The sequence below is a fragment of the Alloalcanivorax marinus genome (assembly GCF_016785095.1).
Taxonomy (GTDB): domain Bacteria; phylum Pseudomonadota; class Gammaproteobacteria; order Pseudomonadales; family Alcanivoracaceae; genus Alloalcanivorax; species Alloalcanivorax marinus_A.
Genome location: NZ_JAEKJB010000015.1, coordinates 37,340 through 59,723 on the forward strand (window position 1 = coordinate 37,340; position 22,384 = coordinate 59,723).

The following is a 22,384-nucleotide window of genomic DNA, read 5'->3' on the forward strand; positions in this document are numbered from 1 at the left end:
TCGTTATTCCTCTTTTTCGGTTCGCTGGCAAAGATTGGCGCGCATACGGCCCAGCACGCGCACCAGGATGTCGATGTCGTCGGCCTCGATGCCCGCCAGGGCTTGATGACGGACGCCCATGGCCAGTTCGCGCAGGCTCTCCAACGCCGGCGCCGCCTGATCGGTGAGGTACAGGCGCAGCCGGCGGCGGTCGGTCTGATCCACGCGGCGCTCCACCAGGCCCTCTTCCTCCAGGCGCTCCAACTGGCGGGTCAGGGAAATCGGCGCCACATCCATGATTTCGGCCAGGGCGGCCTGGTGAATGCCCTCCCGGAGCGACAGGTTCCAAAGCACCTGCCAGCGGGCGCGGGTCAGGCCCTGGGCCCGAGCGCGCCGGTCGAATTCCCGACGCAGCATGCGCGCCACATCGTGCAGCCCCAGGCCCACGGTGGTGTCTTTGTTCATGGGAGACCCCATTCATAAGGAAACTTATAATAAGCAAGCTTATTACATGAAGACCATTAAGGCAACTTGCTTTATATTCTTTGCAAAGGGGGAAAGGAGGAAGGAATCATGGGCGCCCCCACGCACAGCGGGGGCGCGGCGGGCGGGAATCAGCGCGTCGTGGCGCCGCTCTGGTTCAAGGACAAGGTGTCGGTTTCCTGGCCGGCCGCCTCGTCCCCGGCGGGCACGACCTCCTCACCCGGTGCGGCCTCCAGAGGCGCCAGCAGCGGCTGCGCCACCGGTACGCTATCCAGTCCTACCTGGAGACTGTCGTCGAGCTTCCACATGGCACCAGTGGCCGGATCAACGATCAGAATACCCAGCAAGCCGCCGATCAGAATGTTGCCGAAGTACCAGCCATCCAAATTCGCGTCCAGGGGAGAAATCGTGCCCTGATAGCCCTCTTTCTCGAAGGACACCTGATAACGGGCACTGGAAAAGAACCCGTGCTTGGCCCGCAGGGTCACGGTGTCCGGCGTGGTCCCCGCCGCCACCCGTTTGCCATCGTGAATATCGGTGATCACGTATTCGGCCCGATCCGGCGAGCTTTGGATGCTCACCGGGTAGCTGGAATCAGAAACAATGGACGCGCAACCCGAAAGATGAATCGTGGCGGCCAACGCCGCCGTTCCCATTATGGTTTTCATGGATGTATTCCCTTCCATTTGGTCAAAAAAAAGCCCGCCTGATAGGCGGGCTTTTCATTCTAGCCAAATGTAAAAGGATTGTAATATCCGTTTACGCTTCCTTGGCTTCCTTCATGGACAGCTTGATGCGGCCACGCTGGTCCACGTCCAGGACTTTCACCTTGATGATGTCGCCCTCGTTGACGTAGTCGGTGACCTTCTCCACGCGCTCCTCGGCGATCTGGGAGATGTGCAGCAGGCCCTCGGTGCCCGGCATGATCTGCACGAAGGCGCCGAAGTCCACCACGCGCATCACCTTGCCTTCGTAGATCTTGTCGATCTCGGCCTCGGCGGTGATCTCCTCCACCCGGCGCTGGGCCTCGGCGGCCGCTTCGCGGGTTTCACCGTAGATCTTCACGCTGCCATCGTCCTCGATGTCGATGGTGCATTTGGTCTCTTCGGTGAGAGCGCGGATGGTGGCGCCGCCCTTGCCGATCACGTCGCGGATTTTCTCCGGGTTGATCTTCAGGGTGATCAGGGTGGGCGCGTTCTCGGACACCTGGCTGCGCGATTCGCTGATCGCCTTGCTCATTTCGCCGAGGATATGGAGGCGGCCTTCGCGGGCCTGGCCCAGGGCCTTCTCCATGATTTCCTCGGTGATACCCTCGATCTTGATGTCCATCTGCAGGGCGGTAACACCGCGCTCGGTGCCGGCCACCTTGAAGTCCATGTCGCCGAGGTGGTCCTCGTCGCCAAGGATGTCGGACAGCACCGCGTAGCGACCGTCTTCTTCCTTGACCAGGCCCATGGCGATACCGGCCACCGGAGCGCTCAGCGGCACGCCGGCGTCCATCAGCGCCATGGAGGTACCACACACGGACGCCATGGAGGAAGAACCGTTGGATTCGGTGATCTCGGACACCACGCGAATGGTGTACGGGAAGTCCTGCTCGTTGGGCACCACCGCTTCCACGCCACGGCGGGCGAGACGGCCATGGCCGATCTCACGACGCTTGGGAGAGCCGATCATGCCGGTCTCGCCGACGCAGTACGGAGGGAAGTTGTACTGCAGCATGAAGTGGTCCTGACGGGCCCCTTCCAGCGCGTCGATCAGCTGGGCATCGCGCATGCCGCCCAGGGTGGCGGTGACGATGGCCTGGGTCTCGCCACGGGTGAACAGGGCGGAACCGTGGGTCTTGTTGAGCACGCCCACCTGGCAATCGATGGGACGCACGGCGTTCAGGGCACGGCCGTCGATACGCGGCTTGCCGGACACCACCGCTTCGCGGACCACGCTCTTCTCGATCTTGCCGAACAGGTCCTTCACTTCGCCGGCTTCCGGCGCGCCGTCCTGCTCGGTGGCGAACTCGGCCACGCAGGCATCACGCAGCTCGCCGACTTTCTGCTGACGGGACATCTTGTCGGTGATGGTGTAGGCCTCGGCCAGCGGGGCCTGGTATTTGCTCTGAATCACCGACTTCAGCTCGGTGTTTTCCGGGGCCGGCTGCCAGTCCCAGGCGGGGGTGCCCACCTCGGCGGCGAACGCCTTGATACCCTCGATCAGGGCCTGCATTTCCTGGTGGCCGAACAGCACGGCGCCCAGCATCTGGTCTTCGCTGAGTTCCTCGGCTTCGGACTCCACCATCAGCACGGCGGCTTCGGTGCCGGCCACCACCAGATTCAGGTTGGAGGCTTCCAGCTCGGAGTAGCTCGGGTTGAGCAGGTAGAAACCGTCCTTGAAGCCCACGCGAGCGGCGCCGATGGGGCCGTTGAACGGAATGCCGGAGATCGCCAGGGCGGCGGAGGTGCCGATCATGGCGGCGATATCCGGGTCCTGGTTCTTGTCGGAGGACATCACCGTGGCCACCACCTGGACTTCATTCATGAAGCCTTTCGGGAACAGCGGGCGGATCGGCCGGTCGATCAGGCGGCAGGTGAGGGTTTCTTTCTCGCTGGGCCGGCCTTCGCGCTTGAGGAAGCCCCCGGGAATGCGCCCGGTGGAGTAGGTCTTTTCCTGGTAGTTCACGGTCAGGGGGAAGAACGGCTTGTTCGGATCCGCTTCTTTCTTGCCAACCACGGTGACCAGTACCTGGGTTTCACCAATGGTCACCATCACGGCGGCGGTGGCCTGGCGGGCGATGCGCCCCGTTTCCAGCACCACGTTGTGGTCGCCGTATTGAATTTCCTTGCGCACTATATTGAACATATCGCTTCTCTTCGTTTCGTCGTCTCTTTTCTTCGACTGCGCGACGTTGCTCTCTCGTCGCTATCGCTCATGCTTTCCGTTACATGCCGGGGCATCATAACCCGGCGCTGGCCGGCACCGAAGCCTTTTAGCGGCCAGAAAACCACCACCCAGAAACAAAGGAAGCCCGGCACGGGGCCGAGCTTCCAATGTCACCAAGGTCAGGGGCTCGCTTAGCGGCGCAGGCCCAGACGCTCGATCAGCTTCAGGTAGCGATCGCGGTTCTTGCCGGCCAGGTAGTCCAGCAGCTTACGGCGCTGGTTTACCATGCGGATCAGGCCGCGACGGCTGTGGTGATCCTTGTGGTGATCCTTGAAGTGACCTTGCAGCTGGTTGATGTTCTCGGTCAGCAGGGCGATCTGAACTTCCGGGGAACCGGTATCGCCTTCTTTGAGGCCGAAGTCCTTCAGGATTTGTGCTTTTTGCTCGTTGGTCAAAGCCATGATCATTGCTCCAATATGCAGTTCATGTCACGGTCGGCCGTGCATATTTACAGCCGCCGCCTTCAGGAAACCAGACGACGAGGGGCGATCCGCCCGTCCTCCAGTACTTCACCGACACCCATGAAGGTGTCCGTGGAAGCTTCATAAATACTGACCCAGCCGTCCAGCGGCCGGTCACTGGTCATCACCGGCTGCCCCTGACGCAGGTAATACGCCGAGGTCTCGCCCAAGGCAACGCGCGGCCAGTCTGCCACGCTGGTGGATAAAGGCAAGAGCAATTCATCAATCGCCTCGAAGCCACCGGCGGCCTTGATTTCGCCAAGCTGCTCCAGGGTCAGCATGCGCTCCGCCGGGTAAGGGCCGGCGGACAGCCGCCGCAGAGCCGCCACATGGGCGCCGCAACCGAGCATCTCGCCCAGGTCCTCGACCAGGGAGCGCACATAGGTGCCCTTGGAACAGGCCACCTCGAAACTGACCCGGTCGCCCTCTTCCAGGCGCGCGTCACTGATCTCGTGAATCGTGACCCGGCGCGGCTTGCGCTCCACGGTGATGCCCTCGCGGGCCAGTTTGTAGAGCGGCGTGCCGTTGTGCTTGATCGCCGAGTACATGCTCGGCACCTGCTCGATCTCGCCCAGGAAACGATCCAGCGCTTCCAGCACCCGGGCCTCGGTGACCTCCACCGGCCGGGTTTCGCGAACCTCGCCGTCGGCGTCGCCGGTTTCCGTGCTCACGCCCAATTGGGCGGTGACCTGGTAACGCTTGTCCGCGTCGAGCAGAAACTGACTGAACTTGGTCGCCTCGCCGAAACAGATCGGCAACATGCCGGTGGCCAGAGGGTCCAGGCTCCCGGTATGGCCGGCCTTGGCGGCGGCGAACATCTTCTTGGCCATCTGCAGGGCACCATTGCTGGTTACGCCCTGGCTCTTGTCGAGCAACAGAATGCCATTGAGATTACGACCTCCACGGCGCCGTCTTCCCACTGTTCTTGCTCCGTGATCAATCGTTATCGGGGTTGGTGTCGTCTTCCGGGCGCAATTCCCGGTCCTCGGCGCGAGCTTCGTCGATCAGCTTGGACAGCTCCGACGCCCGCTCCGGGGTCTTGTCGTAGTGAAACCGCAGGCGCGGCGTGATGCGGGTGTTCAGCGTCTGGGCCAGCGCCGTGCGCAGGAAGCCGGCGGCGCCGGACAGCACCTGCTCCGCCTCCAGGCCGGCGTCCTCGCCCTCGCCAAGCAGCGTGAAATACACGTCGGCGAAGGCCAGATCCCGGGCCACGGTCACGTCCTGCACCGTCACCAGCCCGACCCGCGGGTCCTTCAGTTCAAACTGAAGCACCCGGGACAGCTCGCGCTGGATCTGGTCGGCGACACGGTCGGTGCGCTGAAAACCACTGGGGCGACGATGACGGCTCATGGCTGGGCGCGCCTACAGGCTGCGCGCCACCTCCTTCACTTCGAACACCTCGATCTTGTCGCCTTCCTTGACGTCGTTGTAGCTCTTCACGGCGATGCCACACTCGATACCGCTGCGAACTTCCTGGACATCGTCCTTGAAGCGGCGCAGGGATTCCAGCTCGCCCTCGAAGACCACCACGTCGTCGCGCAGCACGCGGATCGGACGGTTCCGGTAGAGGGTACCCTCCACCACCATGCAGCCGGCCACGGCGCCGAACTTGGAGGAGCGGAACACATCCCGCACCTCGGCGACACCGAGGATCTCCTCGCGTTTCTCCGGCGCCAGCAGACCGCTCATGGCCTGTTTGACGTCGTCGATCAGCTCGTAGATCACGCTGTAGTAGCGCAGGTCGATGCCTTCCTGCTCGCACAGCTTCTTGGCCTTGCTGTCGGCACGCACGTTGAAGCCGAGCAGTACCGCCTCGCTGGTCATCGCCAGGTTGACGTCGGATTCGTTGATCGCGCCCACGCCGGCGGACACCAGGCTCACCTTCACTTCGTCGGTGGACAGGTCGTTGAGCGCGCCGATCAGTGCTTCCAGGGAGCCGCGCACGTCGGTCTTGAGCACGATATTGACCTGGCTGGCCTCGGCGCTGCCCATGTTCTCGAACAGGTTCTCCAGCTTGGAGGCCTGCTGACGCTTGAGCTTGACGTCGCGGTCGCGATCCTGCCGGAATTCCGCCACTTCGCGGGCTTTCTTCTCGTCCGGCACCACCTGGATCTGCTCGCCGGCTTCCGGCGCGCCGTCCAGACCCAGCACCTCCACGGGAATGGAGGGGCCGGCTTTTTTGACCGGTTGACCGTTTTCGTCGACCAACGCCCGGACACGACCATAGTGCGCGCCGGCCAGCAGCATGTCGCCGACATTAAGCTCACCGGATTGGATCAGCACGGACGCCACGGTGCCACGGCCTTTCTCGACGCGGGACTCGATCACCACGCCGCTGGCCGGGCCTGAATCCGGCGCCTTGAGCTCCAGCAGTTCCGCCTGCAGCAGCACCGCTTCGAGCAGATCGTCGACACCCTGGCCGCTGTGCGCGGACACGTTAACGAACTGATACTCACCGCCCCATTCCTCGGGGATCACATCCTTGCCGGCCAGTTCGTTCTTGACCCGGTCCGGATCGGCGCTTTCCTTGTCGATCTTGTTGACCGCGATGATCAGGGGAATACCGGCCGCCTTGGCGTGGTTGATCGCCTCCTCGGTCTGCGGCATCACACCGTCGTCGGCGGCTACCACGATGATGGCGATGTCGGTGGCCTTGGCACCGCGCGCGCGCATCGCCGTGAAGGCGGCGTGGCCCGGGGTATCCAGGAAGGTGATCATGCCCTTGTCAAGCTGCACATGGTAGGCACCGATGTGCTGGGTGATACCCCCGGCCTCGCCGGCGGCCACCTTGGCCTTGCGGATGTAATCCAGCAGCGAGGTCTTGCCGTGGTCCACGTGGCCCATGATGGTCACCACCGGGGCGCGCGGCACTTCATCCACGCCGCTGTAGTCCGCCAGGTTGGCCAGATCGTCTTCCAGGGCTTCTTCCTCGCCTTTCACCGGCTTCGGCGTATGGCCCATTTCCTCGGTGAGCAGTACCGCCGTTTCCTGGTCGATGTACTGGTTCACGGTGGCCATCTCGCCCATCTTCATCATCGCCTTGATGAGTTCCTTGGACTTGATGTTCATGCGCTGAGCCAGCTCGGCCACGGTGATGGTCTCGGGAATCTCGACGTCGTATACCATTTTCTCCGTGGGGCTCTTGAACCCGTGCTGTTTGTTCATGGAGCTGCGCATCTGGCCGTGGGCCACGCCACCACCGCGGGGCTTGCGGCGGCGACGGCGGGATTGCCGCTCCTCGGTACGGTAGCCGGCTTCCACGGCGTCGCGAACAATGGACGAGCCTTTCTCTTCTTCCTCGTCGCTCTTTTCCTGTTCCTGTTCGCCGCCGCGCTTCTCCAGCTCCTCGGCGATACGCTTGGCTTCCTCGGCGGTGCGCCGGGCGGCCTCTTCCTCGGCTTTCTGGCGCTGCTCGGCTTCCTGCTTGCGGCGTGCTTCCTCGGCTTCGCGCTGCTTGCGCTCCTCGGCCTCACGCTGCTTGCGTTCTTCCTCGGTTTCTTCCTTCTGCGCCTTCTTGCCAGTCTTGGGCACGCTGGCACGCTTGGCTTTTTCCTGGGAAGCCTTTTCTTCCTCGGCCTTGCGCTCTTCCTCGGCGCGGGCCTTGGCTTCCTGCTCGCGACGCAGGGCTTCTTCTTCCTCCGCCTTGCGCCTGGCCTCTTCTTCCTCGGCCTTGCGCTTCGCTTCTTCCTCGGCCAGGCGCGCCGCTTCTTCCTCGGCGGCCTTGCGCTCGGCTTCCAGGCGCTCTTCTTCCTCGATCGCCGCGCGCTTCACATAGGTGCGCTTCTTGCGCACTTCCACATTCACGGTCTTGGCCTTGCCCGCCGCGCCGGTGGTCTTGATGGTGCTCGTGGAACGACGCTTCAGGGTGATCTTGCTGGGCTCCGACGACTGGGCACCATGGGACTTGCGCAGATGCGCGAGCAGCTGCTGCTTTTGTTCATCGGAGACCCCATCACCAGCGTCGGTGTGCGGCAGCCCGGCTTCCTTCATCTGCGTAAGCAGTGTATCCACCGGAATGCCAACCACGTCGGCCAGTTTTTTTACGGTCGTTTCTGCCATGTCAGCAACACTCTCCTGTCCGCTTCTTGGTGACGCCCTGCTTTCTCCGACGGAGGTTACTCGCCGGCTTCCTCACCTTCGAACCAGGGGGCGCGAGCGGTCATGATCAACTGGGCCGCGCGCTCTTCGTCCATCCCTTCGATGTCGAGCAGGTCATCCACCGCTTGTTCGGCAAGGTCTTCCATGGTGACGATGCCTTTGGAGGCCATCTCCACCGCCAGGTCACGGTCCATGCCGTCCATGTTCAGCAGATCGTCGGCGGGTTCGGCCTGTTCGAATTTTTCCTCGGACACCAGGGCCCGGGTCAACAGCGCATCCTTGGCGCGCTGGCGCAGCGCTTCGACGATATCCTCGTCAAAACCCTCGATGGCCAGCATCTCCTCGGTGGGCACGTAAGCCACTTCCTCAAGGGAGGAGAAACCTTCCTCCACCAGCACGGCGGCCACGTCCTCGTCCACGTCGAGGAACTCCATGAAGGTTTCCAGGGCCTGTTCGGCCTCTTGCTGCTGCTTGTTCTCCGCCTCGTCAATGGTCATCACGTTCAGTTCCCAGCCGGTCAGCTCGGAAGCGAGACGGATATTCTGGCCGCTGCGGCCGATGGCCTGGGCCAGGGCGGATTCGTCTTCCACCGCGATGTCCATGGTGTGGCTTTCCTCATCGACGACGATGGAGGCCACTTCCGCCGGCTGCATGGCGTTGATTACCAGTTGCGCCGGATTGTCGTCCCACAGGACGATGTCGATGCGCTCGCCGGCCAGTTCGTTGGACACCGCCTGCACGCGCGCGCCGCGCATGCCGACGCAGGCGCCCACCGGATCGATGCGCTGGTCGTTGGTCTTCACCGCGATCTTGGCGCGGGAACCCGGATCACGGGCGGCGCCCTTGATCTCGATGAGCTCCTCGCCGATCTCCGGCACTTCGATCTTGAACAGCTCGATGAGCATTTCCGGGCAGGCGCGGCTGGCGAACAACTGCGGGCCCCGGTTCTCCTCGTTGACGCCCAGCAGATAGGCGCGCAGCCGGTCGTTCTGGCGCACGCTTTCGCGGGTAATCATGTGCTCGCGGGTGATCAGCGCCTCGGCGTTGCCGCCCAGGTCGAGCACGATGGCGTCACGGCTGGACTTCTTGACCACGCCGCTGATCAGTTCGCCGATGCGATCACGATATTCCTCGATGATCTGCCGGCGCTCGGCTTCGCGCACCTTCTGCACGATCACCTGCTTGGCGGTCTGGGCGGCGATGCGGCCGAACGCCTCGGATTCGACTTCCTCTTCGTAGGTGTCGCCGATCCGGAGGCTCTTATCCTGCTCGTGGGCCTCATCCAAAGTCAGTTGGCGCCCGAACTCGAACAGCTCTTCGTCGGGTACCACGTGCCAGACGCGGAAGGTGCGGTAATCGCCGCTGACGCGATCGATTTCCACGCGGATTTCCACGTCTTCTTCCTTGAACCGTTTCTTGGTCGCCGCCGCCAGGGCCGATTCGATGGCCTCGAAAATTACATCGCGACTGACGCCTTTCTCGTTGGAAACGGTTTCCGCTACCAGCAGGATCTCTTTGTTCATGGCCAGGCCTTTACCTATGTCTCCGGGGCGCGCTCAATCGAAGCGGGGCTGCAATCGGGCGCGGTCCACCTGACTGTAGGGAACACGCAGGGTGTCGCCGTCAAGCGTCACCACCAGCGTATCGCCATCCACGGCAACCAGGGTCGCCGTCATTTTACGCTTGCCCGCCACCGGAGCCAGCAGCTTGAGCTGCACGTCCTCGCCCAGGTAACGGTCGAATTGGGAAAGTTCGAAGAGGGGACGGTCCATGCCCGGGGAAGACACTTCCAGGTTGTATTCACCGGGAATCGGGTCTTCCACGTCCAACAGGCCGCTGACCTCATGGCTCACCCGTACGCAATCATCAACGGTGATGCCTTCGTCGTGGTCGATAAAAAGACGCAACACGGCACTGCGCCCCTGGAGGTATTGCACGCCCCAGAGCGTATAACCCAGGTCCTCGACCAGCGGAGCCAGCAGCTCCTTGAGTTGTTCAGTGCGTTTTGACATGTGCCTCTTTTCCGGCGCCACAAACAAAAAATGGGCATAACGCCCATTCCCACTAGCGACCCCGGTTGTGGATAGCAAAAAGCCCCTCTAGAGGGGCTTTTTGTTCTACGGAACCGGGATCGGCTCCGACAAGTGGTAGCGGGGGCAGGATTTGAACCTACGACCTTCGGGTTATGAGCCCGACGAGCTACCAGACTGCTCCACCCCGCACTTGAAATCGAGCGCAAATACTAAGGATTCGCGCGGGCCTTGTCAATCCGATTCGAGAAAAAAGTATTTATTTTTCCGAACCTTAACGAGTGCAAAACCCTTCCACATTTGCTGCCGAAGGCTGGGCGGGAAGCCCCGCTTCCCGCGCCAACGCAGCGGCGGGGATACCGCCCGCCGCGTCTCGGCGTTGGCCGGCAGTGCGGCCAAGAATCACAAGCGGGTTCCGCCAGGAACCCAACCTTATTTTGGTGCCGAAGGCCGGACTTGAACCGGCACGACCGTAAGGTCACTACCCCCTCAAGATAGCGTGTCTACCAATTCCACCACTTCGGCAAAGAACTCGCTTACTGCTCCGGCTGAGACGTGGTCTCATCCGGGGCCGGGGATTCTAACTCAGCCGCCGGCACATCTAAAGACTCTTTTTCGGATTCGGGCGAATCCATCGCCGGCACGTCGCCACCGGGCACGTCACTGGCGGCCGGAGCGTCCGTGGACGGCACCTCGGCACCGCTCTGATCCATGGCCGGCACGTCCTGCTCGTCCACGGATTCCAGCGCCGGCAGAATACTGCCGCCACCCGTGGCTTCCTGGCGGGCCATCCAGGCCAGGCCCAGGCTGGTGATAAAGAACACCACCGCGAGCACCGCCGTGGAGCGGGTCAGGAAGTTGGCGGAGCCGGCACTGCCGAACACGGTTTGCGAACCGCCGCCACCAAAGGAGGCGCCGGCGTCGGCGCCCTTGCCGTGCTGGATCAGAATCAGGCCAATAAGACCCAATGCCGCAAGCACGTGCACTACGTGAAGCACAATATCCATAAATCAACCTGCCGCCCGACAAATGGCGATAAATTGTTCTGCTTTCAATGAGGCCCCGCCGATCAGACCACCGTCGATATCCGGCTGAGCAAATAGAGGGGCGGCATTATCCGCCTTTACACTGCCGCCGTAAAGGAGCCTCAGGCCGGCGGCCACCCCGGCGTCCAGATCGGCCACCGCGGCACGCAGCCGGGCGTGCACTTCCTGGGCCTGTTCAGGCGTCGCGGTAAGGCCGGTACCAATCGCCCAGACCGGCTCATAGGCCACCACCGCCCCGGCCAGAGCGCCCACGCCGGCGGCCTCCACCACCGCCATCAATTGCCGCACCACCACCTGCTCGGTCTGCTCCGCCTCCCGCTCGCGCAGAGTCTCGCCCACGCACAGGATCGGAGTGAGCCCGGCCTGTTGCGCGCGCAGGAACTTGCTGGCTACCCGGTCATCGTCCTCGCCATACAGCTCGCGGCGCTCGGAATGGCCGACGATGACGTACACGCAGCCCAGCTCCTTGAGCATTTCCGCGGAGACTTCACCGGTGAAAGCACCGTCCTCATGATCACAGAGATCCTGGGCGCCAAGCATGATACCGCTGCCGTCCAGTGCCCGGCGCAGTGCCGCCAGGTACGGGAAAGGCGGGCACAGCGCCGCTTCCACGCCCTCGGTCATGACGCCGCGCAGAGCGGCGGCGACCTCTTCGACCAGCGCCAGCCGGCCATTCATCTTCCAGTTGCCCGCCACCAGCGGTGTTCTTGTCATGGGTCGACCCTCTTAAAACCGATCTCAGGCAATCGCCGTTTCCACCGCGTCCGCCAGGCGCCGGCACAGCCGTTCCACCTGGTCGGCGTCCTTGCCCTCCACCATCACCCGCACCAGGGGTTCGGTACCGGAGGGGCGCAACAGCACCCGACCATTATCGCCCAGCTCCGCCTCCACTTCGCCCAGCGCCGCGCGCAGCCCATCGTCATCCTGATAGCGATCACGGTGAGCGCCACGTACATTGATCAGCGTCTGCGGCAACAGCGGCGCCTCGGTGACCGCCTCGCGCAGACCGCGCCCCTCGCGCCGCAAGGCATCGAGCACCTGCAGGGCCGCCACGGTTCCATCCCCGGTGGAGGTACGGTCCAGACAGACCAGGTGCCCGGAGGATTCGCCTCCCAGCAGCCAGCCACGCTGGTCCAGTTGTTCCATGACATAGCGGTCGCCCACCTTGGCGCGAACGAACGGGATATCCCGGGCGCGCAGCGCCAGCTCAAGCCCCAGATTGGACATCAGCGTGCCGACCACCCCGCCCTCAAGGCGGCCGCGCCGGTGGCGGTCACGGGCGATGATGTACAGCAATTGATCACCATCCACCACCTGGCCCCGGTCATCCACCATGATCAGGCGATCGGCATCGCCGTCCAGGGCCAGCCCCAGATCCGCGCCCTCTTCCACCACCTGGCGGCGCAGTGCATCCGGGTTGGTGGAACCGCAGTCACGGTTGATATTGAAGCCGTCCGGCTTGTTGGCCATGGGCACCACCTCGGCGCCCAGTTCCTCAAGCACATCCGGCGTAATGTGGTAAGCGGCGCCGTTGGCGGTATCCACCACGATCTTGAGCCCGCCCAGGTTCAGCCCCGGCGCGGTGCTTTTGCAAAACTCGATGTAACGCCCACGGGCATCATCGATCCGCCGCACCTTACCAAGCTTGTCGGTGGGCACCACCGATATCGGCTCGTCGAGCATGCGCTCGATGTCCGCTTCGATCTGATCGCTGAGTTTGCGCCCATCGTCACCAAAGAACTTGATGCCGTTATCGGTATAGGCATTGTGCGACGCGGAAATCACGATGCCCGCCTGGGCATGCAGGGTGCGCGTGAGGTAGGCGATGGCCGGAGTGGGCATCGGGCCGAGCAGGCGAACATCCACGCCGGCGGCGGAAATACCGGCTTCCAGGGCCGACTCGAACATATAGCCGGAGATGCGGGTGTCCTTGCCAATCAGAATCTTGCTGCTGCCCCGGGCGGCCAGCACCCGGCCCGCGGCCCAGCCCAGCTTGAGCACGAAATCCGGCGTGATCGGCGGCTCCCCAACCGTGCCGCGAATGCCATCGGTTCCAAAATACTTGCGACTCATCCCTTGCCTCCTCTGCCAGGGGTTTCCCGCGTCCGGCGCGCGTCGCCGCCGGGCCGCGTTCAGCGTTTCTTATATTGGTTCACGGCGTGGGCGAAACGCACGCCGTCCAAAGTGGCCTTGACGTCATGGGCGCGCACGATCATCGCGCCCCGTTCCACGCACAGTACCGCCGCCGCCACCGAACCCGGCATGCGCTCGTCCACGGGACGGTCCAGCACCTTGCCGATCATGCCCTTGCGCGACAGGCCCACCAGGATGGGCAGCTCCAGGACACGAAGCTGCTCGAGCTCGGCCAACAGGCGCAAATTATGCTCCAGGGTCTTGGCGAATCCGAACCCCGGGTCCACCAGCAGCTTGTCACGGGCAATACCAGCGGCCACGCAGGCCTCCACCCGCTCGCGCAAAAAGGCGATCACCTCGGCGGTGACATCCTGGTAGCGGGGATCGTCCTGCATATTGCCGGGTTCACCACGCATGTGCATGACACATACCGGCAAACCGGTGGCGGCGGCAGCTTCGAGGGCGCCGGGACGGCGCAGGGAGCGCACGTCGTTGATCAGACCGGCGCCGGCAGCGGCGCAATCGCGGATCACCGCCGGAGTACTGGTGTCCACGGACACCAGGGCATCCAGCTCCCGGGTGAGCGCTTCCACCACCGGAATCACGCGGTCCAGTTCTTCCTGCTCGGAGACCGGCTCGGCCCCGGGGCGGGTGGATTCACCGCCCACGTCGATGATCGCCGCCCCGTCCGCCAGCAGGCGTTCCGCCTGGCGCAGGGCTGCGTCCCGCGAGGTATAGCGGCCGCCGTCGGAAAAGGAATCCGGGGTCACATTGAGGACCCCCATAACGAGGGGCGCGGACAGATTCAGTGTCCGCGCCCCACAGGTCAGGCTGGTTGTCGTCATTGAAGCCCGGTCGTCAGTGCGTGTTCGCCGGACCGCCGATGGCGTCGTCGCCGGGCTTGGCGTCACCGGTGCTTTCGTCGCCCTTGGAGGAAGCGCCGCTGCCACCCGGGCCCTGGTCGCGCCAGTCACGGGGCGGACGGGGTTTGTGGCCAGCCATGATGTCGTCGATCTGATCGGCATCGATGGTCTCGTACTGCATCAGCGCCTCGGCCATCAGGTCGAGCTTGTCCCGGTTGTCCTCCAGGATCTGCTTGGCCCGCTGGTAGCAGCTATCGATGATGGCACGCACTTCGCGGTCGATCTCCTCGGCGGTCTGCTCGGAGACGTGCTTGCGCTGCGACATCTGCTTACCGAGGAACACCTCGCCTTCGTCTTCCTCGTAGGCCAGCGGCCCCATCTTCTCGCTCAGGCCCCATTTGGTGACCATGGCACGGGCCATCTTGGTGGCGCGCTCAATATCGTTGGAGGCACCGGTGGTGACCCCGTCGAAGCCCAGCGTCATTTCCTCGGCCAGGCGACCGCCGTACAGCGAGCAGATCGAGGACTCGATGGCGCGCTTGGACTGGGAGTACTTGTCCTCCTCGGGGAGGTACATGGTCACGCCCAGGGCGCGGCCACGGGGAATGATACTGACCTTGTAGACCGGATCGTGGTCCGGCACCAGCCGACCGACGATGGCGTGGCCGGATTCGTGATAGGCGGTGTTCAGCTTCTCTTTCTCGCTCATCACCATGGAGCGACGCTCGGAGCCCATCAAAATCTTGTCCTTGGCCTTCTCGAACTCCTCCATGCCCACCACGCGCTTGTTGGCGCGAGCGGCGAACAGGGCGGCCTCATTGACCAGGTTGGCCAGGTCGGCGCCGGAAAAGCCGGGCGTACCACGGGCCAGCACGCTGGCGTCCACGTCCTCGCCCACCGGAACCGGGCGCATGTGCACCTTGAGCACCTGCTCGCGACCGCGCACGTCCGGCAGCGGCACGGTGACCTGACGGTCGAACCGGCCGGGGCGCAGCAACGCGGGGTCGAGCACGTCCGGACGGTTAGTGGCGGCGATCACGATGATGCCGTCGTTGGCGTCGAAACCGTCCATCTCCACCAAAAGCTGGTTGAGGGTCTGTTCACGCTCATCGTGACCACCGCCCACGCCGGCGCCCCGGGAGCGGCCCACGGCGTCGATCTCGTCGATGAAAATGATGCACGGCGCGTGCTTCTTGGCCTGATCGAACATGTCACGCACGCGGGAAGCGCCCACGCCCACGAACATTTCCACGAAATCGGAACCGGAAATGCTGAAGAACGGCACCTTGGCCTCACCGGCGATGGCCTTGGCGAGCAGGGTTTTACCGGTACCCGGCGAGCCCACCATCAGCACGCCGCGCGGAATCTTGCCGCCGAGGCGCTGGAATTTGGCCGGATCACGCAGGAACTCCACCAGTTCCTGCACTTCTTCCTTGGATTCCTCCACGCCCGCCACGTCGGCGAAAGTGGTCTTGATCTGGTCCTCACCCATCAGGCGGGCCTTGGACTTGCCGAACGTCATGGGCCCGGAGCCGCCCTTGCCGCCACCCTGCATCTGACGCATGAAGAAGATGAAGATCGCCAGGATCAGCAGAATCGGCAGCACCGACAGGAACAGCTGGGTCAGGAAACCCTGGCGCTCCGGCTCCTTACCGGTGACCTGCACGTCGTTCTGGATCAAGGTGGGCATCAGGTTGGTGTCCATGGCCTGCGGCTTGACGGTCTCGAAGCGGGTACCGTCCTTCATCTGCCCGGAAATGCGGGTGCCACCGATGGTCACCTGATCCACGTTGCCACTCTCCACGTTATGAATGAACGAGGAGTAGTTCAGCATTTGCTGCGACGGCTGCGGATTGATGCTGGAGGCGACTACGTAAAGCACCCCGGCGATCACCAGCCACAGCACGATGTTCTTGGTCATGTCGTTCAAGGGAGACCTCGACTTACTGGGCGCAATTGCGCGTACTGACAGACTTGCAACTCTACACTACTTCAGGATGGACCCCAATTGGTACACCTCGGTAGAGCGCGGCCGGCTGGCCGCCGGCTTGCGGCTGACCACCTTCTTGAAGGCGCCTTGCAGGGTGCGGCGATACTCGTCGAACCCTTCGCCCTGGAACACCTTGACCAGGAACATCCCGCGCGGTTGCAGCACATTGACCGCCATATCCAGTGCCAGTTCGGCGAGATACATGGCGCGGGGCAAATCCACGGCCTTATTACCACTCATATTGGGGGCCATGTCCGACATTACAAGGTCGACTTTCTGCTCACCCAGCAATGCGGTTATTTGCGCATACACATCCTGTTCCCGAAAATCCCCCTGCACGAAGGAGACGTCCGGAATGGCGTCCATGGGCAGAATATCGCTGGCCACGACGGTACCGCGTGAACCCACCAGGCGGGCCGCTACCTGGGACCAGCCGCCCGGGGCCGCCCCCAGGTCCAGCACGCGCATGCCGGGGCGGAACAGCTTGTCCTTCTCGTGGATTTCCAGCAACTTGAAGCTGGCCCGGGAGCGATACCCCTCGGCCTGGGCCTTCGCCACCCAATGGTCGTCGAAGTGCTCCCTGAGCCAGCGCTGGCTGCTTTTTGATCGGGCCATCGGTCACCACTGCGTCGAGATCGGTTGGTTTCAGGCGCGCACGGCTCTAGAATGGCGCCCCCGTTTTTGGAGAAGATCATGCCCCTGAGCCCGTTGGACAAGAAACGCCTGCGCCGTATCGGCCACCACCTGAAACCGGTGCTGCTGTCCGGCGACAAGGGCCTCAGCGAAACCTTCCTGGAAGAACTTCAGGGCCGCCTGGAAGATCACGAGCTGATCAAGGTAAAAATCAGCGCGCCCACCCGCGATGACCGCGCCCGCATGATCGACGAGCTCTGCGAGCAAAGCGGCGCCGAACTGGTGCAGCGCATCGGCAACATCGCCCTGCTCTACCGCGCCGCCGCCAAGCCTAACCCGAAGCTGTCCAATATCCTGCGGGCCAATGAAAGCTAGACGCCTGACGCTGGACGCCGGACGCTACAACCCGGTGCGGATGGCATTGGCGTGTTTGCCTGAAAGGTTCAGCTCGATGCAGGCAGGAAACACGTCGCACCTATCCGGTTAAGGGTTCTCAGCGTCCGGCGTCCAGCGTCCAGCCTCAGAGATGCTCCACCTTGTCCACTTCGTATTCCTTGACCCCGCCCGGGGTCTCGATCTGCACCACATCACCTTCCTCGCGACCGATCAGGCCCCGGGCGATGGGTGAATTGACGCTCAGCTTGCCGTTCTTGATGTCGGCCTCGTCGTCACCGACGATCTGGTAGACCTTCTCCTCGTCGGTGTCCACGTCGACGATGGTGATGGTAACGCCGAAAATCACCTTGCCAGTATTCTGGATACTGGTGATGTCGATGATTTGGGCATTGGAGAGCTTGCTCTCGATGTCCTGGATACGGCCTTCGCAGAAGCCCTGCTGTTCGCGGGCGGCGTGGTACTCGGCGTTTTCCTTCAGATCACCGTGTTCACGGGCCTCGGCGATGGCCGCGGAGATGCGCGGCCGGTCTTCCCTCTTGAGCCGCTCCAGCTCGCGGCGAAGCGCGTCGGCGCCGGCCACCGTCATGGGAAAGCGTTGCATAGGATTAACCTCTTTTGTCGTCCTTGGGGCCGCCCCGAAGGAAACGGCCCTCGGGACGGCAACGGTCAGTGCATATCGGCGTGCAGGTCCTGCAGACGACGCACCCGCGGCTCACCGCTGATGGCCATCGCCTGGCAAACCGCGTAGGCCGCGGTGATGGTGGTGGTGTAGAACACCTTGTGCTGCAGGGCGGAGCGGCGGATGGCGAACGAGTCGCGGATCGCCTGCTTGCCCTCGGTGGTGTTCACGATCAGGTCCACGCCGTCGTTCTTGATCATGTCGACGATGTGCGGACGCCCCTCCAGCACCTTGTTCACCGCCTTCACCGCCAGCCCGGCCTCGGCCAGGTGAGCGGCGGTACCGCGCGTGGCCACCAACTCGAAGCCATGGCTGATCAGCGAGCGCGCTACTTCCACGGCGGCGGCCTTGTCGGCGTCGCGCACGGAAATAAAGGCGGTGCCGCCCTCCGGAAGACGCTCACCGGCGCCCAGGGACGCCTTGCCGAACGCCTCGGCGAAGGTTTCGCCGACCCCCATCACCTCACCGGTGGATTTCATTTCCGGGCCGAGGATCGGGTCCACCTTCGGGAACTTGGCGAACGGGAACACCGCCTCCTTGACGAAGTAGTGACGCGGCGCCACCTCCTCGGTGAACCCCTGCTCGGCCAGCGAGGTGCCGGCCATGCAGCGCGCCGCCACCTTGGCCAGGGACACGCCGATGCACTTGGACACATAGGGGACCGTGCGCGAGGCGCGCGGGTTCACTTCCAGCACATAGACTTCGTCGCCCTTGACCGCGAACTGCACGTTCATCAAGCCGATCACGCCCAGCTCCAGGGCCATGGCGGCGGCCTGTTCGCGCATCACGTCCTGCACAGCCGCGTCCAGGGAGTACGGCGGCAGGGAACAGGCCGAGTCGCCGGAATGCACGCCGGCCTGTTCGATGTGCTGCATGATGCCGCCGATCACCACCTGCTTGCCGTCACAAATGGCGTCCACGTCCACCTCGATGGCGTCGTCCAGGAAGCGGTCCAGCAGTACCGGCGAGTCGTTGGACACGCTCACCGCGTTGTTCATGTAGCTGCGCAGCTCCGCCTCGTTGTAGACGATCTCCATGGCCCGGCCACCGAGCACGTAGGAAGGCCGCACCACCAGCGGGTAGCCGATCTCGGCGGCCAGCCGCAGGCCCTCGTCCAGGGAGCGAGCGGTACGGTTCGGCGGCTGCTTGAGGCCGAGCTTGTTGACCATCTGCTGGAAGCGTTCGCGGTCCTCGGCCTCGTCGATGGCGTCCGGGCTGGTGCCGATGATCGGCACGCCGAACGCCTGCAGTTCGCGGGCCAGCTTGAGCGGCGTCTGACCGCCGTACTGGACGATCACGCCCTTGGGTTTTTCCTTGTCGACGATGGCCAGCACGTCTTCCAGGGTAACCGGCTCGAAATACAACCGGTCGGAAGTGTCGTAGTCCGTGGACACGGTCTCCGGGTTGCAGTTGACCATGATGGTCTCGTAACCGTCATCCTTCATGGCGAAGGCGGCGTGCACGCAACAGTAATCGAACTCGATGCCCTGCCCGATGCGGTTGGGGCCGCCGCCGATCACCATGATCTTGTCGCGGTCGGAGACGTTCGCCTCACACTCCTCGTCGTAGCTGGAGTACATGTAGGCGGTGGCGGTGGGGAACTCCGCGGCGCAGGTATCAACGCGCTTGAACACCGGCTGCACGCCCAGTTCGCGGCGACGGCTGCGCACATCCTGCTCTTTCACGCCCAGCAACTGCGCCAGGCGGGCATCGGAAAAGCCCTTGCGCTTAAGCCCGTATAGGCGAGCCTTGGTAAGATCGCTGAAAACACCGGCGGCCACCGCGGCCTCTTCCTTGATGAGATCCTCGATCTGCACCAGGAACCAGCGGTCGATCTGCGAAATCTGGAACACCTCGTCCACGGTCATACCGGCACGGAAGGCGTCACCGACGATCCAGATGCGCTCCGGGCCCGGCGTGGACAGTTGGCGGGCGATCACTTCCCGGGCATCCGGCGCGTCCAGATCCACCTTCGGGTCGAAGCCCACGGAATCGGTTTCCAGGCCACGCAGTGCCTTGTGCAGGGATTCCTGCAGGTTACGGCCGATGGCCATCACCTCGCCGACGGATTTCATCTGTGTGGTCAGCACCGGATCGGCGGCGGCGAACTTCTCGAAGTTGAAGCGCGGGATCTTGGTGACCACGTAATCGATGGACGGCTCGAAGGAGGCCGGGGTGGCACCGCCGGTGATCTCGTTCTGCAGCTCGTCCAGGGTGTAGCCCACCGCCAGCTTGGCGGCCACCTTGGCGATCGGGAAGCCGGTGGCCTTGGAGGCCAGCGCCGAGGAGCGAGACACCCGCGGGTTCATCTCGATCACCACCATGCGGCCGGTGTCCGGGCACATGCCGAACTGCACGTTGGAGCCGCCGGTTTCCACGCCGATTTCGCGCAGCACCGCCAGGGAGGCATCACGCATCACCTGGTATTCCTTGTCGGTGAGCGTTTGCGCCGGGGCCACGGTGATGGAGTCACCAGTGTGCACGCCCATGGGGTCGAAGTTCTCGATGGCGCAGACGATGATGCAGTTGTCGTTCTTGTCGCGAACGACCTCCATTTCGTATTCCTTCCAACCCAGCAGCGACTCGTCGATCAGCAGCTCATGGGTGGGAGAGAGCTCGAACCCGCGACCGCAGATTTCCTCGAACTCTTCCTTGTTATAAGCCACGCCACCACCAGAGCCGCCCATGGTGAACGATGGCCGGATGATGGTGGGGAAGCCCAGCTCGGCCTGGATTTCCCAGGCCTGTTCCATGGTACGGGCCACCTTGGCGCGCGGGCATTCCAGGCCGATGTTCCGCATCGCCTTGTCGAAGCGATCACGGTTCTCGGCCTTGTCGATGGTGTCGGCGTTGGCGCCGATCATCTCGACGTTGAATTTGGCGAGCACGCCGTGGCGCTCCAGATCCAGGGCGCAGTTGAGCGCGGTCTGGCCACCCATGGTGGGCAGCAGCGCGTCCGGGCGCTCCTTCTCGATGATCCTGGCCACCGTTTCCCAGGTGATGGGTTCGATGTAGGTGGCATCCGCCATCGCCGGGTCGGTCATGATGGTGGCCGGGTTGGAGTTCACCAGGATCACCCGGAAGCCTTCCTCGCGCAGGGCCTTGCAGGCCTGGGCGCCGGAGTAATCGAACTCGCAGGCCTGGCCGATGACAATGGGGCCGGCGCCGATGATGAGGATGCTCTTTAGATCGGTTCTCTTGGGCATAAGTGCTAACCGTCAGGCGTTGATTCTTTCCAGGGGTCCGGCGCGCGCGGCGCCGGACGCTCTCAGCGGGCCCCGTGGGCCTCCATCAGCTCGATGAAATGATCGAACAACGGCGCGCAATCGTGCGGGCCTGGGCTCGCTTCCGGGTGCCCCTGGAAGCTGAACGCCGGCACGTCGGTACGGTGAATGCCCTGCAGGGTGCCATCGAACAGGGACACATGGGTCACCTTGACGTTGTCCGGCAGGGTATCGGCGTCCACCGCGAACCCGTGGTTCTGACTGGTGATCATCACGGTGCCGTCCTCCAGGTTCTTGACCGGGTGGTTGGCGCCATGGTGGCCGTTCTTCATCTTCATGGTGCGCGCGCCGCTGGCCAGCCCCAGTAACTGGTGGCCCAGGCAGATGCCGAACACCGGCAGGCCGGTGGCGAGGATCTCGCGGATCGCGGCGATGGCGTAATCACACGGCTCCGGGTCACCGGGGCCATTGGCCAGGAACACGCCGTCCGGGTTCATCGCCAGCACTTCCGAGGCCGGGGTTTGCGCCGGCACCACGGTGAGCTTGCAGCCGCGATCGGCGAGCATGCGCAGAATATTGCGCTTGCAGCCATAATCGTAGGCCACCACGTGGAAGCGCGGGTCGCCGCCGGGCCGGTGCCCGGTGGGCCGGTCCCAGGTGCCTTCGGTCCAGGTATAGGTGTCGCGCACGCTGACTTCCCGGGCCAGATCCATGCCCTTGAGGCCGGGGAAGCCCCGGGCGGCGGCCAGCGCCTTCTCTTCATCGATGTCGTCGCCGGCCAGGATGCAGCCGTTCTGAGCACCCTTGTCGCGCAGGATGCGCGTCAGGCGGCGGGTATCGATGTCGGCGATGGCGACGATGTCACGCGCCTTGAGGTAGTCCGGCAGGGACTGCTCGGCCCGCCAACTGCTCACGGTCAGCGTCAGATCGCGGATCACCAGGCCGGCGGCCCAGACGCGGTCGGACTCCTCGTCCTCCGGGTTCACCCCGGTATTGCCAATATGCGGGTAGGTCAGGGTCACGATCTGCTTGGCATAGGACGGATCGGTGAGAATTTCCTGATAGCCTGTCATGGCGGTGTTGAACACCACTTCACCCACGGTTTCACCCGTGGCGCCAATGGCGACGCCCCGAAAGAGGCTACCGTCTTCCAGAGCTAGTATGGCGGGTACCGTCAACGCAACCTCCTGGCGGATAGGGACTTGTGGAGATCGGTGGCGGGGGCCGCGCGCCACCCCGTCCGGGGTTCGCAAAAAAGCGAGATGGATTGCTCCACCTCGCTTTCATGAAACGCGCTCTTGGGCCAGAAGCCCATTTTTCACTCGGCCACCCGCTCGCCCATCTTGGGCAGGCGCCATTTTAGGACGTAACCGCCCTGGTGTCACGTCACACGCCCGTAATCGCGGCGGAAGCCGCTCCTACAAAGAGGTGGCGC

General features: G+C 63.6%; 19 protein-coding genes and 2 tRNA genes. 1 reads left to right on the forward strand and 20 read right to left on the reverse strand.

Annotated features, from left to right (window positions below; translation table 11 throughout):
- Nucleotides 1-3: 3 nt before the first annotated feature.
- The 17 genes from JF515_RS17685 to rlmE all read right to left on the reverse strand — a co-directional run bounded on the left by JF515_RS17685 (nt 4) and on the right by rlmE (nt 16,632).
- Nucleotides 4-444: a MarR family winged helix-turn-helix transcriptional regulator gene (locus tag JF515_RS17685; protein WP_203105782.1), complete on the reverse strand. Its 441-nt coding sequence runs from the start codon at nt 442-444 to the stop codon at nt 4-6.
- A gap of 149 nt (nt 445-593) precedes the next feature.
- A complete protein-coding gene (locus tag JF515_RS17690; protein ID WP_203105783.1) occupies nt 594-1,130 on the reverse strand; it encodes a hypothetical protein in 537 nt (178 codons plus the stop codon).
- Nucleotides 1,131-1,221: 91 nt separating this feature from the next.
- Nucleotides 1,222-3,315 carry a polyribonucleotide nucleotidyltransferase gene (pnp, locus tag JF515_RS17695; protein ID WP_203105784.1) on the reverse strand — a complete coding sequence of 698 codons (2,094 nt, stop codon included), beginning with the start codon at nt 3,313-3,315 and terminating at the stop codon, nt 1,222-1,224.
- 212 nt (nt 3,316-3,527) lie between these two features.
- Nucleotides 3,528-3,797, reverse strand: coding sequence for a 30S ribosomal protein S15 (gene rpsO / locus JF515_RS17700; RefSeq protein ID WP_203105785.1), 270 nt, complete (start codon nt 3,795-3,797; stop codon nt 3,528-3,530).
- A 62-nt stretch (nt 3,798-3,859) separates the two neighbouring features.
- Complete coding sequence (gene truB / locus JF515_RS17705; RefSeq protein WP_203105786.1) at nt 3,860-4,777, reverse strand: tRNA pseudouridine(55) synthase TruB; 918 nt, start codon at nt 4,775-4,777, stop codon at nt 3,860-3,862.
- 16 nt (nt 4,778-4,793) lie between these two features.
- Nucleotides 4,794-5,207: a 30S ribosome-binding factor RbfA gene (rbfA, locus tag JF515_RS17710; protein ID WP_203105787.1), complete on the reverse strand. Its 414-nt coding sequence runs from the start codon at nt 5,205-5,207 to the stop codon at nt 4,794-4,796.
- A 12-nt stretch (nt 5,208-5,219) separates the two neighbouring features.
- A complete protein-coding gene (gene infB, locus JF515_RS17715) occupies nt 5,220-7,916 on the reverse strand; it encodes a translation initiation factor IF-2 (protein ID WP_203105788.1) in 2,697 nt (898 codons plus the stop codon).
- A 56-nt stretch (nt 7,917-7,972) separates the two neighbouring features.
- Nucleotides 7,973-9,478: a transcription termination factor NusA gene (nusA, locus tag JF515_RS17720; RefSeq protein ID WP_203105789.1), complete on the reverse strand. Its 1,506-nt coding sequence runs from the start codon at nt 9,476-9,478 to the stop codon at nt 7,973-7,975.
- 33 nt (nt 9,479-9,511) lie between these two features.
- Complete coding sequence (gene rimP, locus JF515_RS17725; RefSeq protein WP_203105790.1) at nt 9,512-9,967, reverse strand: ribosome maturation factor RimP; 456 nt, start codon at nt 9,965-9,967, stop codon at nt 9,512-9,514.
- A 133-nt stretch (nt 9,968-10,100) separates the two neighbouring features.
- Nucleotides 10,101-10,177: transfer RNA gene (locus JF515_RS17730), tRNA-Met, on the reverse strand.
- Nucleotides 10,178-10,423: 246 nt separating this feature from the next.
- Nucleotides 10,424-10,510, reverse strand: a tRNA-Leu gene (locus JF515_RS17735).
- Between the two features lie 11 nt (nt 10,511-10,521).
- Entirely contained in the window at nt 10,522-10,992 is a 471-nt protein-coding gene (gene secG / locus JF515_RS17740) for a preprotein translocase subunit SecG (RefSeq protein WP_203105791.1), read from the reverse strand.
- A 3-nt stretch (nt 10,993-10,995) separates the two neighbouring features.
- Nucleotides 10,996-11,745 carry a triose-phosphate isomerase gene (tpiA, locus tag JF515_RS17745; protein ID WP_203105792.1) on the reverse strand — a complete coding sequence of 250 codons (750 nt, stop codon included), beginning with the start codon at nt 11,743-11,745 and terminating at the stop codon, nt 10,996-10,998.
- A gap of 24 nt (nt 11,746-11,769) precedes the next feature.
- Nucleotides 11,770-13,104 (reverse strand): phosphoglucosamine mutase, encoded by a 1,335-nt coding sequence (glmM, locus tag JF515_RS17750; protein WP_161385586.1) that lies wholly within the window; start codon nt 13,102-13,104, stop codon nt 11,770-11,772.
- A 59-nt stretch (nt 13,105-13,163) separates the two neighbouring features.
- Entirely contained in the window at nt 13,164-14,009 is an 846-nt protein-coding gene (folP, locus tag JF515_RS17755; RefSeq protein ID WP_238401168.1) for a dihydropteroate synthase, read from the reverse strand.
- A 13-nt stretch (nt 14,010-14,022) separates the two neighbouring features.
- Nucleotides 14,023-15,948 (reverse strand): ATP-dependent zinc metalloprotease FtsH, encoded by a 1,926-nt coding sequence (ftsH, locus tag JF515_RS17760; RefSeq protein ID WP_202553116.1) that lies wholly within the window; start codon nt 15,946-15,948, stop codon nt 14,023-14,025.
- A 66-nt stretch (nt 15,949-16,014) separates the two neighbouring features.
- Nucleotides 16,015-16,632, reverse strand: coding sequence for a 23S rRNA (uridine(2552)-2'-O)-methyltransferase RlmE (gene rlmE, locus JF515_RS17765; RefSeq protein WP_161385588.1), 618 nt, complete (start codon nt 16,630-16,632; stop codon nt 16,015-16,017).
- A gap of 78 nt (nt 16,633-16,710) precedes the next feature.
- Here rlmE and JF515_RS17770 point away from each other — a divergent pair, with 78 nt between their 5' ends.
- Entirely contained in the window at nt 16,711-17,025 is a 315-nt protein-coding gene (locus JF515_RS17770; RefSeq protein WP_161385589.1) for a YhbY family RNA-binding protein, read from the forward strand.
- Between the two features lie 145 nt (nt 17,026-17,170).
- On the opposite strand, the gene greA is transcribed toward JF515_RS17770, so the two are convergent.
- The 3 genes from greA to carA all read right to left on the reverse strand — a co-directional run bounded on the left by greA (nt 17,171) and on the right by carA (nt 22,127).
- Nucleotides 17,171-17,647: a transcription elongation factor GreA gene (greA, locus tag JF515_RS17775; RefSeq protein WP_161385590.1), complete on the reverse strand. Its 477-nt coding sequence runs from the start codon at nt 17,645-17,647 to the stop codon at nt 17,171-17,173.
- Nucleotides 17,648-17,712: 65 nt separating this feature from the next.
- Nucleotides 17,713-20,931: a carbamoyl-phosphate synthase large subunit gene (gene carB, locus JF515_RS17780; RefSeq protein ID WP_203105793.1), complete on the reverse strand. Its 3,219-nt coding sequence runs from the start codon at nt 20,929-20,931 to the stop codon at nt 17,713-17,715.
- 62 nt (nt 20,932-20,993) lie between these two features.
- Nucleotides 20,994-22,127 carry a glutamine-hydrolyzing carbamoyl-phosphate synthase small subunit gene (gene carA, locus JF515_RS17785; protein WP_203105794.1) on the reverse strand — a complete coding sequence of 378 codons (1,134 nt, stop codon included), beginning with the start codon at nt 22,125-22,127 and terminating at the stop codon, nt 20,994-20,996.
- Between the last annotated feature and the right edge of the window lie 257 nt (nt 22,128-22,384).

Excerpts from the sequence above, each read along its gene's own strand:
- pnp (WP_203105784.1), bottom strand. The coding sequence starts at position 3,315 with ATGTTCAATATAGTGCGCAAGGAAATTCAATACGGCGACCACAACGTG.
- rlmE (WP_161385588.1), bottom strand. The coding sequence starts at position 16,632 with ATGGCCCGATCAAAAAGCAGCCAGCGCTGGCTCAGGGAGCACTTCGAC.
- glmM (WP_161385586.1), bottom strand. The coding sequence starts at position 13,104 with ATGAGTCGCAAGTATTTTGGAACCGATGGCATTCGCGGCACGGTTGGG.
- JF515_RS17770 (WP_161385589.1), top strand. The coding sequence starts at position 16,711 with ATGCCCCTGAGCCCGTTGGACAAGAAACGCCTGCGCCGTATCGGCCAC.
- tpiA (WP_203105792.1), bottom strand. The coding sequence starts at position 11,745 with ATGACAAGAACACCGCTGGTGGCGGGCAACTGGAAGATGAATGGCCGG.
- JF515_RS17685 (WP_203105782.1), bottom strand. The coding sequence starts at position 444 with ATGAACAAAGACACCACCGTGGGCCTGGGGCTGCACGATGTGGCGCGC.
- rbfA (WP_203105787.1), bottom strand. The coding sequence starts at position 5,207 with ATGAGCCGTCATCGTCGCCCCAGTGGTTTTCAGCGCACCGACCGTGTC.
- infB (WP_203105788.1), bottom strand. The coding sequence starts at position 7,916 with ATGGCAGAAACGACCGTAAAAAAACTGGCCGACGTGGTTGGCATTCCG.
- folP (WP_238401168.1), bottom strand. The coding sequence starts at position 14,009 with ATGACGACAACCAGCCTGACCTGTGGGGCGCGGACACTGAATCTGTCC.
- carB (WP_203105793.1), bottom strand. The coding sequence starts at position 20,931 with ATGCCCAAGAGAACCGATCTAAAGAGCATCCTCATCATCGGCGCCGGC.
- secG (WP_203105791.1), bottom strand. The coding sequence starts at position 10,992 with ATGGATATTGTGCTTCACGTAGTGCACGTGCTTGCGGCATTGGGTCTT.
- rimP (WP_203105790.1), bottom strand. The coding sequence starts at position 9,967 with ATGTCAAAACGCACTGAACAACTCAAGGAGCTGCTGGCTCCGCTGGTC.
- JF515_RS17690 (WP_203105783.1), bottom strand. The coding sequence starts at position 1,130 with ATGAAAACCATAATGGGAACGGCGGCGTTGGCCGCCACGATTCATCTT.
- rpsO (WP_203105785.1), bottom strand. The coding sequence starts at position 3,797 with ATGGCTTTGACCAACGAGCAAAAAGCACAAATCCTGAAGGACTTCGGC.
- nusA (WP_203105789.1), bottom strand. The coding sequence starts at position 9,478 with ATGAACAAAGAGATCCTGCTGGTAGCGGAAACCGTTTCCAACGAGAAA.
- ftsH (WP_202553116.1), bottom strand. The coding sequence starts at position 15,948 with ATGACCAAGAACATCGTGCTGTGGCTGGTGATCGCCGGGGTGCTTTAC.
- greA (WP_161385590.1), bottom strand. The coding sequence starts at position 17,647 with ATGCAACGCTTTCCCATGACGGTGGCCGGCGCCGACGCGCTTCGCCGC.